General features: G+C 68.4%; 15 protein-coding genes and 1 pseudogene. 7 read left to right on the forward strand and 9 right to left on the reverse strand.

All coding sequences use genetic code 11. The features are described 5' to 3' along the window. Position 1 precedes the first annotated feature (1 nt). Genes ACZ5J1_RS01315 through ACZ5J1_RS01335 form a run of 5 tightly spaced genes read right to left on the reverse strand, consistent with a single transcriptional unit; the run spans position 2 to position 3,359 of the window. Positions 2 to 916, reverse strand: a complete 915-nt coding sequence (locus tag ACZ5J1_RS01315) for an aminotransferase class IV (protein ID WP_464561814.1) — start codon at positions 914 to 916, stop codon at positions 2 to 4. After that, entirely contained in the window at positions 916 to 1,632 is a 717-nt protein-coding gene (locus tag ACZ5J1_RS01320) for a sulfotransferase-like domain-containing protein (protein ID WP_464561815.1), read from the reverse strand. Before ACZ5J1_RS01320 ends, ACZ5J1_RS01315 begins: the two co-directional genes overlap by 1 nt. Beyond that, on the reverse strand, positions 1,629 to 2,477 hold the full coding sequence (locus ACZ5J1_RS01325; RefSeq protein ID WP_464561817.1) for an SCO6745 family protein: 849 nt from the start codon (positions 2,475 to 2,477) through the stop codon (positions 1,629 to 1,631). The genes ACZ5J1_RS01320 and ACZ5J1_RS01325 overlap by 4 nt, the downstream gene beginning before the upstream one ends. A 22-nt stretch (positions 2,478 to 2,499) precedes the next feature. Further along, complete coding sequence (gene msrB, locus ACZ5J1_RS01330) at positions 2,500 to 2,898, reverse strand: peptide-methionine (R)-S-oxide reductase MsrB (protein WP_464561819.1); 399 nt, start codon at positions 2,896 to 2,898, stop codon at positions 2,500 to 2,502. 35 nt (positions 2,899 to 2,933) lie between these two features. Beyond that, the gene (locus ACZ5J1_RS01335) at positions 2,934 to 3,359 is read right to left on the reverse strand and encodes a limonene-1,2-epoxide hydrolase family protein (RefSeq protein ID WP_464561820.1); all 426 of its coding nucleotides are present in this window, start codon (positions 3,357 to 3,359) and stop codon (positions 2,934 to 2,936) included. A gap of 111 nt (positions 3,360 to 3,470) precedes the next feature. On the opposite strand from ACZ5J1_RS01335, the gene ACZ5J1_RS01340 reads away from it, so the two are divergent. From ACZ5J1_RS01340 to ACZ5J1_RS01360, 5 genes are all read left to right on the forward strand, one after another. Continuing rightward, positions 3,471 to 5,639, forward strand: a complete 2,169-nt coding sequence (locus ACZ5J1_RS01340; protein WP_464561821.1) for a methyl-accepting chemotaxis protein — start codon at positions 3,471 to 3,473, stop codon at positions 5,637 to 5,639. Positions 5,640 to 5,785: 146 nt separating this feature from the next. Continuing rightward, on the forward strand, positions 5,786 to 7,984 hold the full coding sequence (locus tag ACZ5J1_RS01345; RefSeq protein WP_464561823.1) for a methyl-accepting chemotaxis protein: 2,199 nt from the start codon (positions 5,786 to 5,788) through the stop codon (positions 7,982 to 7,984). A gap of 47 nt (positions 7,985 to 8,031) precedes the next feature. Further along, positions 8,032 to 8,286 carry a GlsB/YeaQ/YmgE family stress response membrane protein gene (locus ACZ5J1_RS01350; protein WP_464561824.1) on the forward strand — a complete coding sequence of 85 codons (255 nt, stop codon included), beginning with the start codon at positions 8,032 to 8,034 and terminating at the stop codon, positions 8,284 to 8,286. A 35-nt stretch (positions 8,287 to 8,321) separates the two neighbouring features. Beyond that, a complete protein-coding gene (locus ACZ5J1_RS01355) occupies positions 8,322 to 9,443 on the forward strand; it encodes a DNA polymerase domain-containing protein (protein WP_464561826.1) in 1,122 nt (373 codons plus the stop codon). A gap of 69 nt (positions 9,444 to 9,512) precedes the next feature. After that, positions 9,513 to 10,637 carry a hypothetical protein gene (locus ACZ5J1_RS01360; RefSeq protein ID WP_464561827.1) on the forward strand — a complete coding sequence of 375 codons (1,125 nt, stop codon included), beginning with the start codon at positions 9,513 to 9,515 and terminating at the stop codon, positions 10,635 to 10,637. Between the two features lie 39 nt (positions 10,638 to 10,676). On the opposite strand, the gene ACZ5J1_RS01365 is transcribed toward ACZ5J1_RS01360, so the two are convergent. From ACZ5J1_RS01365 to ACZ5J1_RS01380, 4 genes are all read right to left on the reverse strand, one after another. Next, a complete protein-coding gene (locus ACZ5J1_RS01365; RefSeq protein WP_464561829.1) occupies positions 10,677 to 11,321 on the reverse strand; it encodes a hypothetical protein in 645 nt (214 codons plus the stop codon). 11 nt (positions 11,322 to 11,332) lie between these two features. Next, positions 11,333 to 11,878 (reverse strand): hypothetical protein, encoded by a 546-nt coding sequence (locus tag ACZ5J1_RS01370; RefSeq protein ID WP_464561830.1) that lies wholly within the window; start codon positions 11,876 to 11,878, stop codon positions 11,333 to 11,335. Positions 11,879 to 11,917: 39 nt separating this feature from the next. Continuing rightward, positions 11,918 to 12,997 carry an ATP-dependent DNA ligase gene (locus tag ACZ5J1_RS01375; protein WP_464561833.1) on the reverse strand — a complete coding sequence of 360 codons (1,080 nt, stop codon included), beginning with the start codon at positions 12,995 to 12,997 and terminating at the stop codon, positions 11,918 to 11,920. 108 nt (positions 12,998 to 13,105) lie between these two features. Next, complete coding sequence (locus ACZ5J1_RS01380; RefSeq protein ID WP_464561834.1) at positions 13,106 to 13,669, reverse strand: helix-turn-helix domain-containing protein; 564 nt, start codon at positions 13,667 to 13,669, stop codon at positions 13,106 to 13,108. 67 nt (positions 13,670 to 13,736) lie between these two features. Here ACZ5J1_RS01380 and ACZ5J1_RS01385 point away from each other — a divergent pair, with 67 nt between their 5' ends. Further along, the gene (locus ACZ5J1_RS01385) at positions 13,737 to 14,306 is read left to right on the forward strand and encodes a dienelactone hydrolase family protein (protein WP_464561836.1); all 570 of its coding nucleotides are present in this window, start codon (positions 13,737 to 13,739) and stop codon (positions 14,304 to 14,306) included. An 88-nt stretch (positions 14,307 to 14,394) separates the two neighbouring features. Beyond that, a pseudogene (locus tag ACZ5J1_RS01390) lies at positions 14,395 to 15,093 on the forward strand (glycosyltransferase family 2 protein); the annotation flags it as partial. Positions 15,094 to 15,364: the final 271 nt, after the last annotated feature.

Below are 15,364 nucleotides of genomic sequence, written 5' to 3' on the forward strand. Positions count from 1 at the left end.
CTCACCCGGCGAGGGGAGCCACCACGGTCCCCTCGCTTGCCTGCAGCTCCCGGTAGGCAGCGCTGACAGACGCGGTGACCGGTCCCGGCCGACCGTCCCCGATCGTGCGTCCGTCGATGGTCAGCACGGGAGTCAGGCCACCCATCGTGCCGGTCACGAACACCTCGTCGGCGTTGTAGATCTCGGTCAGCGAGAAGTCGCCGACCTCGGTCGCGATGCCGAGGGACGGCGCCAGCTCGGACAGCACGCACTCCCGCGTGATGCCCTCGGGGCACGCCCGGGTGGTCGAGGTGCGCAGCACTCCGCCGGCGACGTGGAAGACGTGGGTCGCGTTGGTCTCGGCGATGAAGCCGAGGTCGTCGAGCATCAGCGCGTCGTCGGCGCCGGCGACGTTGGCCTCGATCTTGGCCAGGATCGAGGGCAGCAGGTTGTTGTGGTGGATCTTCGGGTCGAGCATGTCGGCGCGCGGCCGCCGCTGCGACGCGGTGATCAACGAGATCCCCCCGTCGTCGTACACCGGTGACTTGAACTCGGCCAGCACGATCAGCGTCGGCCCGGCCTGGTTGAGCCGGGGGTCCATCCCGCTGGTCACCTTCACCCCGCGCGAGAGCGTCAGCCGGATGTGGACGTCGTCGTGCATCGCGTTGGCGGCCAGGCACTCCCGGATCGCCTCGGTGATCGCCGCGTCGGTGGGAATGTCGGTGAACGCGAGCGCCTTCGCCGAGCGCCGCAGCCGGTCGAGGTGCTCGGTCAGCTTGAAGATCCGACCCCGGGTCAGCCGCAGTCCCTCCCAGACCCCGTCGCCGCCCTGGGCGAGCGAGTCGAACGGGCTGATCCGCGCCGCGTCCCGGTGCGCCAGCTCCCCGTTGATCCAGACCTGGAGGTCGGCGTTGCGCTCGTCGTAGCTCTGCTGCATCAGGCACTCTCCTTCAGGGCGTACGGCGCCAGCCGCTCGTAGTAGGGCAGGCACCGCTCCAGCAGCGGTGCGAGACGGTCCGGCAACGGATCCGCGGCGCCGGGGGAGACGGCGTCGAAGCCGGTCGAGGCCCACACCCCGGCGTACCAGTGCGGCGCCCAGACGCCGTCACTGTCCCGGGGTCCGGCCGGCCAGGTCAGCATCGCCTCGTCGAAGTCGATCCCGAGGGCCGCGCACAGCGCCGTGAGAGCGGACGCGGGCGAGGCGAGCACGGAGGCGGCGTCGATCACGGGCCCGCCGAAGGTCTCGAAGAGGGCGACCTGCTGCGGCAGGCCGAGGTCCTCCAGGGTCGGCTCCTCGCGGACCTTGGCGTACGAGGTCAGCACCCGCTCGGGGTCGCGGATCAGGAAGGCGTGCTCGAGTCCCGCGAACGCCGCGGCGTCCATCCCGGGCAGCCAGTGGTGGGTCATGTGCTTCTGGTAGCCGAGCTCGGTGGCCAGCGCTCCGCCGGTCAGCTCCGCCGCGACCTCGCGCCAGTCCGTGGACTGGCTGGCGATGACGTCCTCACGCCCGGGGTGGTCGATGCCGGTGGTGGCCAGGTAGGCGGCGTAGAGCGGCTCGTCGACGACCGTGCAGTCGGCTCGGTTCTCGAACGCGCGCATCATCGCCGTCGACAGGTTGCGCGGACCTGACCACATCGCGATCCGGCGCGTCACAGCACCAGCCCGGTCGGCGTCGGGTTCGGCAGCTCGCCACTGGCCGCGATCGCGTGCCGCAGGGGGCCGACCAGCGCCTCGAGCTCCTCCAGGTCGGCATCGCTCACCCCGGCGTACGCCGCCTCCGCGAGGATGTCGGTCAGGTCCTCGATCGACTGCTTCATCTCCTGGCCGTCGTCGCTCAGCGAGTCGTCGGCGTCGACCAGGCCCCGCAGGCGCAGCGCCTCGAGGTGGCCGGCCCACTCCTCGGCCGACAGGTTGCGGCTGATCTCGTAGCCCTCCGCCGGCATCTGGTGCTTGAGGGCGTGGAAGACGTGGGACTCGCGGCCGCCGATCCCGTGGGCCAGCAAGGAGGTGACGTGGCCGTCGCCCCGGTGCTCGCGCAGCAGGGTGGCCGCGTGCCAGAGCCGAGCGAACGGGTCACCCGGCTCCGGCAGCGCGCGGTGTGCGGCGAAGAGCGCACGACCCTCGACCGGTGCGCCCTGGGCGATCTCGCCGGCGATCTCCGCAGCCCGGGCGATGTCGGTCCGGACGTCGCCGGTGGCCGCCATCCGGGCGAGCGCGGCCGCCGAGCCGTCGCGTCGCGCGGCCAGGGCTGCCCCCGGTGGGGCGATCGCCCAGGCGTCGGGCAGCGCCCGACCGATGTGCTCGGGGCTGAAGTTGTAGAACAGCGCCTCGACCAGCTCCGGGCTCGCCGCGCCCAAGGGCGCACTGCGCTGGGCGAAGTACCCCATCCAGTAGCCGCGATAGCCGGCGTCCCGCAGGGCGCCGAGCGGTTCAGGTGAGAAGTAGGTGACGACGTGGATCGGCTCGAGCAGGGTCCACATCCGGCGCGCGACGTTCACGCCACAGGTCTAGCAGACGCGTCTACTCCGCGGTGTTGAGCTTCATCGAGATCGAGTTGATGCAGTACCGGTCCCCGGTCGGGGTGCCGTAACCGTCGGGGAAGACGTGACCCAGGTGCGAGCCGCAGTTGGCGCACCGGACCTCGGTCCGCTTCATCCCGTGGCTGTTGTCCTCGATGTACTCGATCGTGTCGGTGATCGGCTGGTAGAACGACGGCCAGCCGCAGCCGGAGTGGAACTTCGTGTCGGAGGCGAACAGCTCGGCGTCGCACGCCTTGCACACGTAGACGCCCTTGGTCTCGGTGTCGGTGTACTCGCCGACGAACGCACGCTCGGTGCCGGCCTGGCGCAGGACGGCGTACTCCTCAGGAGACAGCTCCTCGCGCCACTCGGCGTCACTCTTCTCGACGTTGTAGCCCATGGGCACCAGCGTAATCGGGCACACCAGGGCGGCGGTTATCGCGAGGCCAGCCCGATCAGTCCGCGCACCAGGCCGACGACGACGTTGCCGCCGGCGAAGTGGTCGTTCCAGTCGGTGATCCGGCCCTCACGCACGATGAAGGTGCCGCAGACCCAGAAGGACGCCTCGAACTTTCCGTAGCCGAGGAAGTCGGTGCGGTCGGTGAGGACCACCGACTGCTCGCCGGCCGCGGTCGCGGACGTCGTACCGGCGATGTGGTGGGTGTCGACACGGAAGGTGATGTTGCGTCGCTCCATCTGCCGCAGAGCATCGATCGCCCGGGCTCCGCGCAGCGTCGGCATGCCGGTGTTGCGCCAGGCGATGTCGGGGCTGAGCAGGGCGATCGCCGCGTCGGCCTGGCGCTGGGCCAGGAGGTCGAGGAACTCCTCGACGAGGGCGACCGCATCGTCCGGGCTGCTCATACACCCACGCTAATGGGGGAGGTGACGAGATTCATCTGATCCGGGACTTCGGTCTGGGTGTCCCCGGTCGATGAGGGAGGGGTTACTGATTTCTGACACCGAAGGACAACCATGACCTCCCTGGTCCTCGAGCGCTCGAGCGCTCTGCCGAACCCCGCTTCACCCGCTGGCGGACCGGGATCCTGGTCCGCCTCCGACGCCGGCCCCGCCGCGCCGCAGCCGAGCCGCTTCAAGCGCCTCGTGCGTCGGGTCACCATCCGGCAGCGACTGTGGGCGATGGCCGCGATCGCGCTGGTCGTCATCGCCGTGATGTCGGTCCTGGTGATGAAGAGCGTCACCCCGGTGATGGAGTCGACGGACGCGAACACGCTCGCGACGAAGTCGTACGCCGAGATCAGCGCGGCCCGCGCTGCCTGGATCTCCAGCGACGACGACGTGCAGACGGCGATCAACGCGGAGCCGATCGAGGCTGACAACCCGGGCACCACCCAGGATCTGGTCGACCTGTTCGACGAGGACTACGAGACCGCGATGGGGCATCTGGACAACGCGGCGAAGATCGTGGCCAGCCTGCCCCAGGCGGTCGCCATGGTCGAGTCGATCCAGAGCCAGGTCACCGGGTACCACGAGCTCGGCCTGAAGGCGATCAGGAAGATGAAGGCCGGCGACGAGGTGGAGGCAGCTCAGATCGCGGTCATCTCCGGCAACGACGCCTACGCCAAGCTCGACACTGCGTTCCTCGACCTGCTCGACGCCAACGCGAAGGAGCAGGCCACCCGGACCGCGAGCGTCAACGACAACCTGAGCTCGCTCCGGATCACCATCGTCGGCGTCGCCGTCATCGGCGGCCTGCTGTTCCTGCTCGCCGCGGTGTTCATCATTCGGTCGATCACGCGTCCGTTGAAGCGGGTGGTGGAGTCGTTGCAGGCGATTGCTCGGGGTGATCGTTCGTTGCGGGTGGATCATCCGAATGAGGATGAGATCGGGTCGATCTCGGTGTCGGTGGATGCGGTGATTGCGTCGTTGGATGCTGCTGATGAGGCGGCGTTGGTGGCTCAGGGTGAGCGTGAGGCGCGGTTGGCTGCGGAGCAGCAGGCGGTGTTGGAGCGGACTGAGCTTGAGGCGCGTCAGGTGGCGGAGAAGGCTGAGCTGGAGGCGCAGGCTGCGTCGGAGCGTGCGGCGGCTGAGCTGGAGCGTCGTGAGCGTGAGGCGCAGGTCGAGCGTGAGGCTCGTGAGGTGGAGGAGCGTCAGCGGCTGGCTGAGCGTGAGCGTGAGCAGGCTGAGGCTGAGGTGGAGCGGGCTCGTGCTGCTGAGGTGGCGGCGAAGGCTGAGGAGGATGCGCGTCGGGTGGGTCAGATGTTGACCTATGCGCAGGCGTTGGCTGCTGGTGATCTGGCTGGTCATCTGGATGTGACGGGTGAGGACAGTCTGGGGATGGTGGCTGATGCGTTGCGTGAGCTGGCGTCGTCGTTGCGTTCCTCGATGGCGCAGATCGGTCAGACCTCGTCGTCGTTGACGTCGGCTTCGTCGTTGTTGGCGGGGATGAGTGATGACATGGATCGCGGGAGTGCGCAGGCGTCTGATCTGGCGGGGAACGTGTCGGCTGCGGCTGAGCAGGTTTCGGCGAACATCGCGACGGTGGCGACTGCTGCTGAGGAGATGACGGCGTCGATCCGGGAGATCGCGAAGAACGCGACGGATGCGTCGGTCGTTGCTGAGAGTGCGGTCCGGGTGGCGGAGCAGGTGCGTGGCACGGTGACGTCGTTGGATGAGTCGTCGTCGGAGATCAGCCAGGTGATCGCGTTGATCACCTCGATCGCGCAGCAGACGAATCTGTTGGCGTTGAACGCGACGATCGAGGCTGCTCGTGCTGGTGATGCGGGTAAGGGCTTCGCGGTGGTGGCCAACGAGGTCAAGGAGCTGGCTGCTGAGACGGCGAAGGCGACCGAGGAGATCGGTCGTCGGATCGAGGCGATCCAGGGTGACACTGCTGATGCGGTGGCGGCGATCGGTGAGGTGTCGAGTGTGATCGGTCAGATCAATGACATCACCGGGACGATTGCTGCTGCGGTGGAGGAGCAGACCGCGACGACGAACGAGATCGCTCGTTCGGTGACTGAGGCTGCGACGGGTGCGACCGGGATCGCTGAGGACATCACGAAGGTGGCGCGGGCTGCTTCGGAGACGCAGCAGGGTGCGCAGGGGACGTCGTTGTCGGCGACCCAGCTGGCTGAGATGGCTGGCACGTTGGACCAGCTGGTGGGCACCTTCCGCTACTGAGTTCTGCTCCACAGACACGGGACGTCCCGGTCAGGTCCCAGGACCCGGCCGGGACGTCCCGATTTCTGTCTCGCTTCCGCGCTTGGGTCGGACGCACCGTGGCCGATAGGTCGTCCGTACTGATTTCTGACACGCGAAGGACAACCATGACCTCCCTGGTCCTCGAGCGCTCGGGCGCTCTGCCGAACCCCGCTTCACCCCATGGCGGCCAGGGATCCTGGGCCTCCGCATCCACCTCCGCTCCTGCTCCGGCCCAGCCGGGCGGTTTCAAGCGCCTGACCCGCCGGGTCACGGTCCGTCAGCGCCTGTGGGTGATGTCCGCGATCGCGGTCCTCGTGATCGCCGTCATGGGCGGGATCGTCCTGCTGCGGGTCAACCCGGTGATGGAGGCGATCAAGGCGAACGACTCCAACGCCGACGCAGCCACCGCGATCAACGCCGCCCACGCGGCCTGGATCGGCAGTGACGACGCGGCTCAGACCTCGCTGAGTGCACCGCGGGTCGAGAAGGAGTCGCCCGGCGTCACCGATTCGACGATCGCCTACGTCGACGAGATGTACGACCTGGTCGTCAAGCACCTGGAGACCGTGAAGGACATCGAGGCCGCCGACCAGACCTCCGGAGAGGGGGGTGGTGACCAGGCCGCCCTCGATCTCATCTCCGAGGTCCAGCAGGCCGCCGCGACGTACCACGACCTCAACGAGGACTTCATCCGGAAGATGAAGGCCGGCGACATGGTGGGTGCCTCCCGGGTGGCTGTGCTCGAGGGCACCGACGAGTACCTCGCCACCGACGCGCTCTTCACCAAACTGATCGCCCACAACCTGCAGGAGCGCAAGGACCGTTCGGTCCAGATGGACGACGCGCTCAGCTCATTGCGCACCTCCATCATCGTGATCGCCCTCCTGGGCATCCTGATCTACCTGGCCTCCGCGGCCGGGATCATTCGGTCGATCACGCGTCCGTTGAAGCGGGTGGTGGAGTCGTTGCAGGCGATTGCTCGGGGTGATCGTTCGTTGCGGGTGGATCATCCGAATGAGGATGAGATCGGGTCGATCTCGGTGTCGGTGGATGCGGTGATTGCGTCGTTGGATGCTGCTGATGAGGCGGCGTTGGTGGCTCAGGGTGAGCGTGAGGCGCGGTTGGCTGCGGAGCAGCAGGCGGTGTTGGAGCGGACTGAGCTTGAGGCGCGTCAGGTGGCGGAGAAGGCTGAGCTGGAGGCGCAGGCTGCGTCGGAGCGTGCGGCGGCTGAGCTGGAGCGTCGTGAGCGTGAGGCGCAGGTCGAGCGTGAGGCTCGTGAGGTGGAGGAGCGTCAGCGGCTGGCTGAGCGTGAGCGTGAGCAGGCTGAGGCTGAGGTGGAGCGGGCTCGTGCTGCTGAGGTGGCGGCGAAGGCTGAGGAGGATGCGCGTCGGGTGGGTCAGATGTTGACCTATGCGCAGGCGTTGGCTGCTGGTGATCTGGCTGGTCATCTGGATGTGACGGGTGAGGACAGTCTGGGGATGGTGGCTGATGCGTTGCGTGAGCTGGCGTCGTCGTTGCGTTCCTCGATGGCGCAGATCGGTCAGACCTCGTCGTCGTTGACGTCGGCTTCGTCGTTGTTGGCGGGGATGAGTGATGACATGGATCGCGGGAGTGCGCAGGCGTCTGATCTGGCGGGGAACGTGTCGGCTGCGGCTGAGCAGGTTTCGGCGAACATCGCGACGGTGGCGACTGCTGCTGAGGAGATGACGGCGTCGATCCGGGAGATCGCGAAGAACGCGACGGATGCGTCGGTCGTTGCTGAGAGTGCGGTCCGGGTGGCGGAGCAGGTGCGTGGCACGGTGACGTCGTTGGATGAGTCGTCGTCGGAGATCAGCCAGGTGATCGCGTTGATCACCTCGATCGCGCAGCAGACGAATCTGTTGGCGTTGAACGCGACGATCGAGGCTGCTCGTGCTGGTGATGCGGGTAAGGGCTTCGCGGTGGTGGCCAACGAGGTCAAGGAGCTGGCTGCTGAGACGGCGAAGGCGACCGAGGAGATCGGTCGTCGGATCGAGGCGATCCAGGGTGACACTGCTGATGCGGTGGCGGCGATCGGTGAGGTGTCGAGTGTGATCGGTCAGATCAATGACATCACCGGGACGATTGCTGCTGCGGTGGAGGAGCAGACCGCGACGACGAACGAGATCGCTCGTTCGGTGACTGAGGCTGCGACGGGTGCGACCGGGATCGCTGAGGACATCACGAAGGTGGCGCGGGCTGCTTCGGAGACGCAGCAGGGTGCGCAGGGGACGTCGTTGTCGGCGACCCAGCTGGCTGAGATGGCTGGCACGTTGGACCAGCTGGTGGGCACCTTCCGCTACTGAGCGGGTCTGAGCGAGCGTGAGCATGCCCGAACCGATAGCGTTCGGGCATGCTCATCCTCGCGATCCTCGTCTTCGGCTTCCTCGTCGGCGGCCTGGCCCAGCTGATCCTCGGCCACGGCTTCAACGACATCGACTGGCCGACCGCCTTCTGGACGGGCCTGGCGGGCTCGTTCGTCGGAGGGCTGCTGATCGGCCTGATCGTCGACGGCGACCTCGGCCTGCACCCCGCGGGCCTGATCGGCTCGGTCATCGGTGCCATCATCGTTGCCCTCGGCTGGGGCGCGTACAAGAAGCGCAGCTGATCCGCGCCGCCGCCGTGACCCACTAGCGTGGAGTCATGGCGAAGGCGGCAGCGGCAATGGTGGCGGTGGGCGAGCGTGAGGTCCGCGTCTCCAGCCCCGACCGGGTGATCTTCGAGGCGACCGAACGGACGCCTGAGATCACCAAGCTGATGGTCGCCGAGTACTACGCCGCCGTCGGTGCGCCGATGATGGCCAGCATCGGGCTGCGGCCCTGTGCGTTGGAGCGCTGGCCCGACGGCTGGCGCGAGGGCATGACGATGGCCGTCCCGATCCGCGACGGCAACCCGGGATCGCCCAAGGCGACCGTGGGCGACGGTTTCTACCAGAAGGCGCTGCCCAAGGGCGCTCCTGATTGGGTGGAGACCGCGCACGTCACGTTCCCGTCCGGACGCAGCCAGAACGAGCTCTGCCCCACCGAGCCGGCCGCCCTGGTCTGGGCCGCCCAGATGGGCACCCTCACCTTCCACCCCTGGCCCGTACGTCGCCCCGAGCTCGACCACCCCGACGAGCTGCGTCTCGACTTCGACCCTTACGGATCCACAGGGTTCGCCGACGCCAAGCGCGTCGCCGTGGCCGCTCGGGACCTGCTGCTCGAGCACGGCATCACCGGTTACGTGAAGACCTCGGGCAACCGCGGCGTGCACCTCTATGTCCGGATCCGACCCGAGTGGTCGTTCGAGGATGTCCGACACGCGGCGATCGGGGTCGGACAGGAGCTGGGTCGACGCGACCCCGACGGGGTGACGGTGAACTGGTGGAAGGAGGAGCGAGGAGATCGGATCTTCATCGACTTCAACCAGAACAACCGCGACCGCACGATCGCGTCGGCGTACAGCCTGCGGGCGCGCCCCGGGGGCCGGGTCTCCACGCCGATCACGTGGGACGAGCTCGACGGGATCGAGGACCCGGCCGAGCTGAACCTGGTCACGGTGCCGCCGCTGATCGCCCAGCGGGACCCGTGGGCCGAGATGGATTCGGTGCAGCACGACCTCGCGCCGCTGCTCGGGCTGTGGGACGGCGTCGAGCTCAACTTCCCGCCCGACTACCCCAAGATGCCGGGCGAGCCGCCGCGCGTGCAGCCCTCGAAGAAGCGCGAGGACCACTGGGACGCGGATGGTAACTGGATCGGTAACGAACGGAATCGTCCCGGCAACTGATTGACCCGGCACGGGATCGGTTCGGACTTTCCGGTCATGTCCGCCCGGAGCGGCTGTGAGTCTTCTCCGGTGATGCTCCGCACAATGGCGGCTACGGCTGCCGGTTTCGCCCTTGCCCTCAGCGGGCTGGCGCTTGCTCCCGGCCACGCGGCCGCAGGGAACAACGGCACCGTGAAGATCGCCGGCACCGACGACACCAACGGCAACGACCCGCACGTCGGCTGCACGTTCGGTGTCGAGTGGTCCAAGTTCGACGACGGCTCGACCTCCACGGTGAGCTTCGAGTCGCAGGCGCCCACCGCGTCCGCCACGATCGGTGTGACCGGCCCGAGCCAGGTCGCCGTCGGCAAGACCTTGGTCCACCAGAACTACACCCTCGCCTTCACCGGTACGCCGGCGGCGCAGGGATTCCACGTGAAGCTGACGACCCACACCACCGGGTCGAACGGTGCGGACACCAAGTCCAAGGTGTTCTGGGTGGAGCCGTGCGCGACTCCGGACCCCACCCCGGCCCCGACTCCGGACCCCACCCCGGCCCCGACTCCGGACCCCACCCCGGCCCCGACTCCGGACCCCACCCCGGCCCCGACTCCGGACCCCACTCCTGCGCCCGTGCCGACAGAGCCGACCGCCCCGGCCGAGCCCGAGGCCCCGTTCAGCTGGAACTGGACCTACGACGCTCCGACCTGCACGGCGCTCACCGTCCGGTACCCGTCCAACATTCCGTCGGGTCAGTCCAACGACGTGAACATCAAGATCCGCTTCAAGAAGTCGGACGGATCGCAGGGCGAGAAGAACCTCAACTTCCACAACAACGGTGGCACCTGGTCGGGCACGAACAGCTTCGCCTACGCCGCGCACCGCGACTGGCCGGTGGGCGTGACGAACTACTCGATCGTGTGGACCCAGGTCGCCGGCACGAACTTCCACTGGGGCGCCCAGGGCGAGAACGCCATCACGTGCGGTCCGGCTGACCCGGCTCCGGCTGACCCGGCTCCGGCTGACCCGGCTCCGGCTGACCCGGCTCCGGCTGACCCCGCTCCGGCGAACCCGGCCCCGGCCAACGCCAAGGCTGCGAAGGGTGCGAAGGCTCAGCCGAAGGCCGCGAAGGCCACGAAGACGAAGGTCGCGAAGAAGGCCACGAAGAAGGCCAAGGCGGCGAAGAAGTCCAAGAAGGCCAAGAAGAAGAGCTGATCACGAGGGCAGTCGCGCCGACGTTCCCTGAGGGGTGCCTCAGGCCCAGCTCGGTCCTTCGCCACCCAGGTCCGCCCGGAGCAGGTCGGCCACGAAGGAGGCGTTGCGGCGCAGCACCTCGGCGGGCACCCGGGGCAGGTTCTCCTCCCAGTCCAGGAAGGGTGAGCCCCGGAGCTGGGCCGCTCGCGCGGGCCGGCCGAAGAAGAACCAGTGCAGGTGGGCGGCCCCGTCGCCGATCTTGAACACGAACGCCCGTCCGACGGAGGGAAGCTCCTCGGTCGCGGCCGTGATCCGGGCGAGCAGCGGACCCATCTCGCGCGCCAGGTCGTCCGGCATCGTCGGCAGGTCGCAGTGCACCCGGCGTGGCACCAGACTCATCTGGATCGGCGCACCGGTCGCCGAGGCGAGGGTGAGGATCCAGTTCTCGTTGCGCCAGACCCACTCGGTGGTCCACGGTGGCATCGTGTGATCGACGCACCAGCAGGTGGCAGGGTCCTCGCCCTCGCGGTCCGCCTCGTCCTCGGCGAGCGGCTCGAGCCGCTTCATCCGCAACGAGTCAGCCTCGTAGGGGTAGATGAACCAGCCGGGCGCCTCGTCCAAGGCGACCGGAAGCCGTCCGTCGTCATCGACGGAGTCGGCGATGCGGGCGTAGTAGTCCTCGACGGACTCCGGGCCGGAGGTCATGCCGACCGGGCTCAGAAGCCCGTGACGCCTTCGCCCTCGCCGCTCTGCTCGTCGAACGTCTCACGCTCGAGCAGGTGCAGGACGGGCACGTCGAGGCTGCGGCGGGCCTGGTGGGTCCAGTCGACATGGAAGAACTCGGCGACCACGTGCGGGCGGGTCAGGATGATGACCTCACGGCCGTCCACCTCGGTGACCTTCGCCTTCAGCGCCTCGACGGGGGAGACGTCGACGACCTGTCCCTCGGCCTGCGCCCCGGCAGCGGTCAGCACGCCGATCGAGGCGTTCAGGGCGTGGGTGGCGTCGGTCAGGCACTGCTGGCGGATCTCGTCGAAGTCGACCGAGTCGAGCAGCAGCGACGGGGCGCCGACCATGCCGCCACCGGACAGGGAGCCGAGCGAGGCCTCGATCCGGGCCGCAGCGTCCTCCATCGGGAGCAGCACGTAGTACGTGACCGGTCCCTCACCCTCGGCAGCGATCTCCTCGTGCAAGGAGACCACCTGGGACGCGTCGATGGCGGAGAGAGGTTCTTCGACGAGGAGCACCACGTTGTAGGCCATGCGGAAAACCTATCGCGCCGGCGGTGGCCCCCGGAACGGTCATCGACCGAACACGGCCGCCAGGTCCATCGACGCCACCGACTCGAGCTGGTCGTAGCCGCACGAGGTCGGCTCCCGGTCCGGTCGCCAGCGCAGGAACTTCGTGGTGTGCCGGAAGCGGCGGCCCTCCATGTGGTCGTACCCGACCTCGAGCACCCGCTCCGGACGCAGCGGGATGAAGGAGAGGTCCTTGCCCCCGCTCCAGCGCGACACGGTGCCGGGAACCCGGTCGGGGTTGGCGATCGCGTCCCCGCCCATGAAGTCCCACGGGTGCCCCTCGAGGGGTGACTCGAGCTCGATCAGCTCCTCGTACAACTCGCCGCGACGCTTGTCGGTGAAGGTGGCGCAGACCCCGACGTGCTGCAGGCTCCCGCCGTCGTACAGGCCGAGGAGGAGGGAGCCGACCAGCGGACGTTCCGTCGTGGAGTTCTTGTGGGGGCGGATCCCGGCGAGCACCACGTCGGCGGTGCGGGAGTGCTTGACCTTGATCATCGTGCGCTGGTTGGGGGAGTACGGCGCGTCGAGCCGCTTGCCCATCACGCCGTCCAGGCCCGCGCCCTCGAACTCCCGGAACCAGCGCTCCGCCTCGGCAGGATCCTCGGTGGCCCGGGCGAGGTGGATCGGTCCGCTCGGGTCGAGGTCGGCGAGGACACCGGCCAACGCGGCGCGCCGATCGCGGAACGGCAGCGCCATGCAGTCGACCTGGTCCAGGGCGAGCAGGTCGAAGGCGACGAACGAGGCCGGCAGCTCGACCGAGAGCTTCGCGATCCGTGAGGCCGCGGGGTGGATCCGCTCCTGCAGCACCTCGAACGCCAGCCGACCGTCGACCTCGACGAACAGCTCGCCGTCGATCACGCAGCGGTGAGGCAGTGCGGCCCGCAGCGACTCGACCAGCTCGGGGAAGTATCGGGTCAACGGCTTCGCCGTCCGGGAGGCGAGCTCGATCTCGTCGCCGTCTCGGAAGACCAGGCAGCGGAACCCGTCCCACTTGGGCTCGAAGGAGAGTCCGCCCGTGGTCGGCACCGACGGCGCCGGCTTGGCCAGCATGGGCAGGATCGGCGGCATCACCGGGAGGTCCATGTTTCTGATCCTCCCACCGGCAGCGGTTCAGTGACGGCGGATGCGGGATCATCTGGTCAGCCAAGGTGGCCGACGTGGCGGTGCAGAGCGGCGGTGACGCGTGCCAGGTCACTCCGGGGTCGGGAGGGTTGGTTGGTCGGTCGGATAGATGCCGACCGCGAACCCGTACATCGTTTCCCCGGACCTCGGTAGCTGGTCGAACTCTTCGACCAGCTGGGCCATCCGGTCCCAGAACTGGGAAGCATCGTCCTCGCCTATCCGTGCGTGGCGGATGAAGCCCCAGAGCTTTCCCTGCTCGAACGCCGACGCGGACTCGCGTGCAGCCACTTCGAAATCGTTGAAGTCGCCCGGCATCGCGTTTGCGGTCGACGCGGTCTCCGCTGCGACGAAGAACATGCGCGCGGTGCGTCCGTAGAAGCGCTCCTCGATGGCTCGCACCTTCCGCGTGCGAACCACCTGGAGCAGCCCGTTCTGGGTGAGGACGGCCACGTGATGCGCCACGGTGCTCTTGGGGCGCTGGACCGCGGTCGCGAGCTCGGTGACGGTGGCGGCGCGCTCGTGCAGGAGTTGCAGGATCGCGGTGCGGAGCGGGTGGCCGATGGCCATGACCTGGGCCGGCGTTGTCAGTGCCATCCGATCGATCAGGGCGTAATCGGGAGGGTTGTCGGCCACGGCAGATCAGACTAGCATCATCGAATGTTCCAAGTTGTTGGATCATTAAGTGAAGGAAACCTCTGACATGGCCGAAGTGCTGCTCTATCACCACGTCCAGGGCCTGACTGACGGTGTCCTGGCGTTCGCCGAGGACCTGCGTCGTGCCGGGCACACCGTGCACACCCCTGACCTGTTCGATGGCCGTACCTTCGCCAGCATCCAGGAAGGCTTCGGATTCGCGCGCGAGAGCGGATTCGACGTGATCCGTGAACGCGGTGCAGCCGAGGCCGACCGGCTGGGGACCGACCTGGTCTACGCGGGCTTCTCCTTCGGCGTGACCATCGCCCAGCGGCTCGCGCAGACCCGGCCCGGTGCACGCGGGGCGCTGCTCATCGACTCCTGTCTCCCGATCGAGGAGTTCGGGGAGTCATGGCCTGATGACGTGCCGGTGCAGGTGCACGGTAAGGAAGGCGACGAGTTCTTCGACGAGGACCTGCCAGCGGCACGCGCGCTCGTGGACGCCACGGCCTCCGCGGAGCTGTTCGTCTATCCCGGTGACCAGCACCTCTTCGCCGACTCCTCACTCGCCGGATACGACCCGCAGGCCGCCGCGCTTCTCGCCGATCGGGTGCGGACCTTCCTCGTCTCTGTCTGACCGGCCGCCCTGCCGCACGGACAGGCAACGTCGCACTCATCACCAGGTTGAAAACCTTGCTGGGCATCACAGCAAGGCCCGCCGATCGATGTCCACGTTCACCCAGGCAAGCAGGCCGGAGAAGCTTCGGGTGCGTGGGCGCTACCCACTATCGGTGACCCCCGGATCGGGAGTGCGGGGACCGTCGCCGCCCTCGCCAGCATGGAACCCAGTCCGACGAGGGGAAACTGCCGTGCCAGACCGGAACGCGCCCACACTCCGCGTGGTCGTGCCCGCGCGCAACGCCGAGCCCTTCATCGAGGAAGCGCTGACGACCGTGCTGGCGGACCTCCCGGCCGGCGGCGAGCTGATCGTGGTCGACGACGGCTCGACCGATGGCACCCCGGGGATCCTGGCCCGCATCGCGGCGGGGGACCAGCGGGTCACGGTGCTGACCAACGAGCTGTCGACAGGGGTGTCCCGCGCCACGAACCAGGGGATCTCGCTCCCGGGTTGCCCGGCCTACGTCGCCCTGGCCGATGCCGACGACGTGACGGTGCCCGGCCGGTTCGCCTCGCAGGTGGCCGCGCTGGACGCGGCCCCGGACCTCGGTGCGGTCTCGAACGTCGGGCGGTACCTCGGACCGGACGGACGCCTCGTCGGCCGGCTGGCGGCCGGACCGACCGATCGGGCCGAGTTCGAGGAGCAACGCCAACGGGGCAAGGCGATCCTCATCCCGCACGCCTGCATCATGTACCGCAAGCAGGCCCTGGACAGCGTCGGCCTCTACAACCCGGCCTTCGACGGTGCGCAGGACCTCGAGCTGCTCAACCGGATCGTCTACCTCGGCGGGTGGCGGGTGCAGACCCTCACCCAGCTCGGCATCCACTACCGGGTGCATCCGCACTCGATGTCGTTCGACCGGATGGCCGTGCAGCGGCTGATGGACAACTACATCTGGTACCGCAACCGCCGCATCCTCGACGGCCAGAAGTACAGCGAGTTCCAGCAGTGGGAGCGCGAGCGGCCGCTCACCCGACGCCAGCGGCTGATGTACGCCCGCCGCGATCGCGGAGCCC

The sequence above is a fragment of the Nocardioides sp. JCM 18999 genome (genome assembly GCF_055391175.1).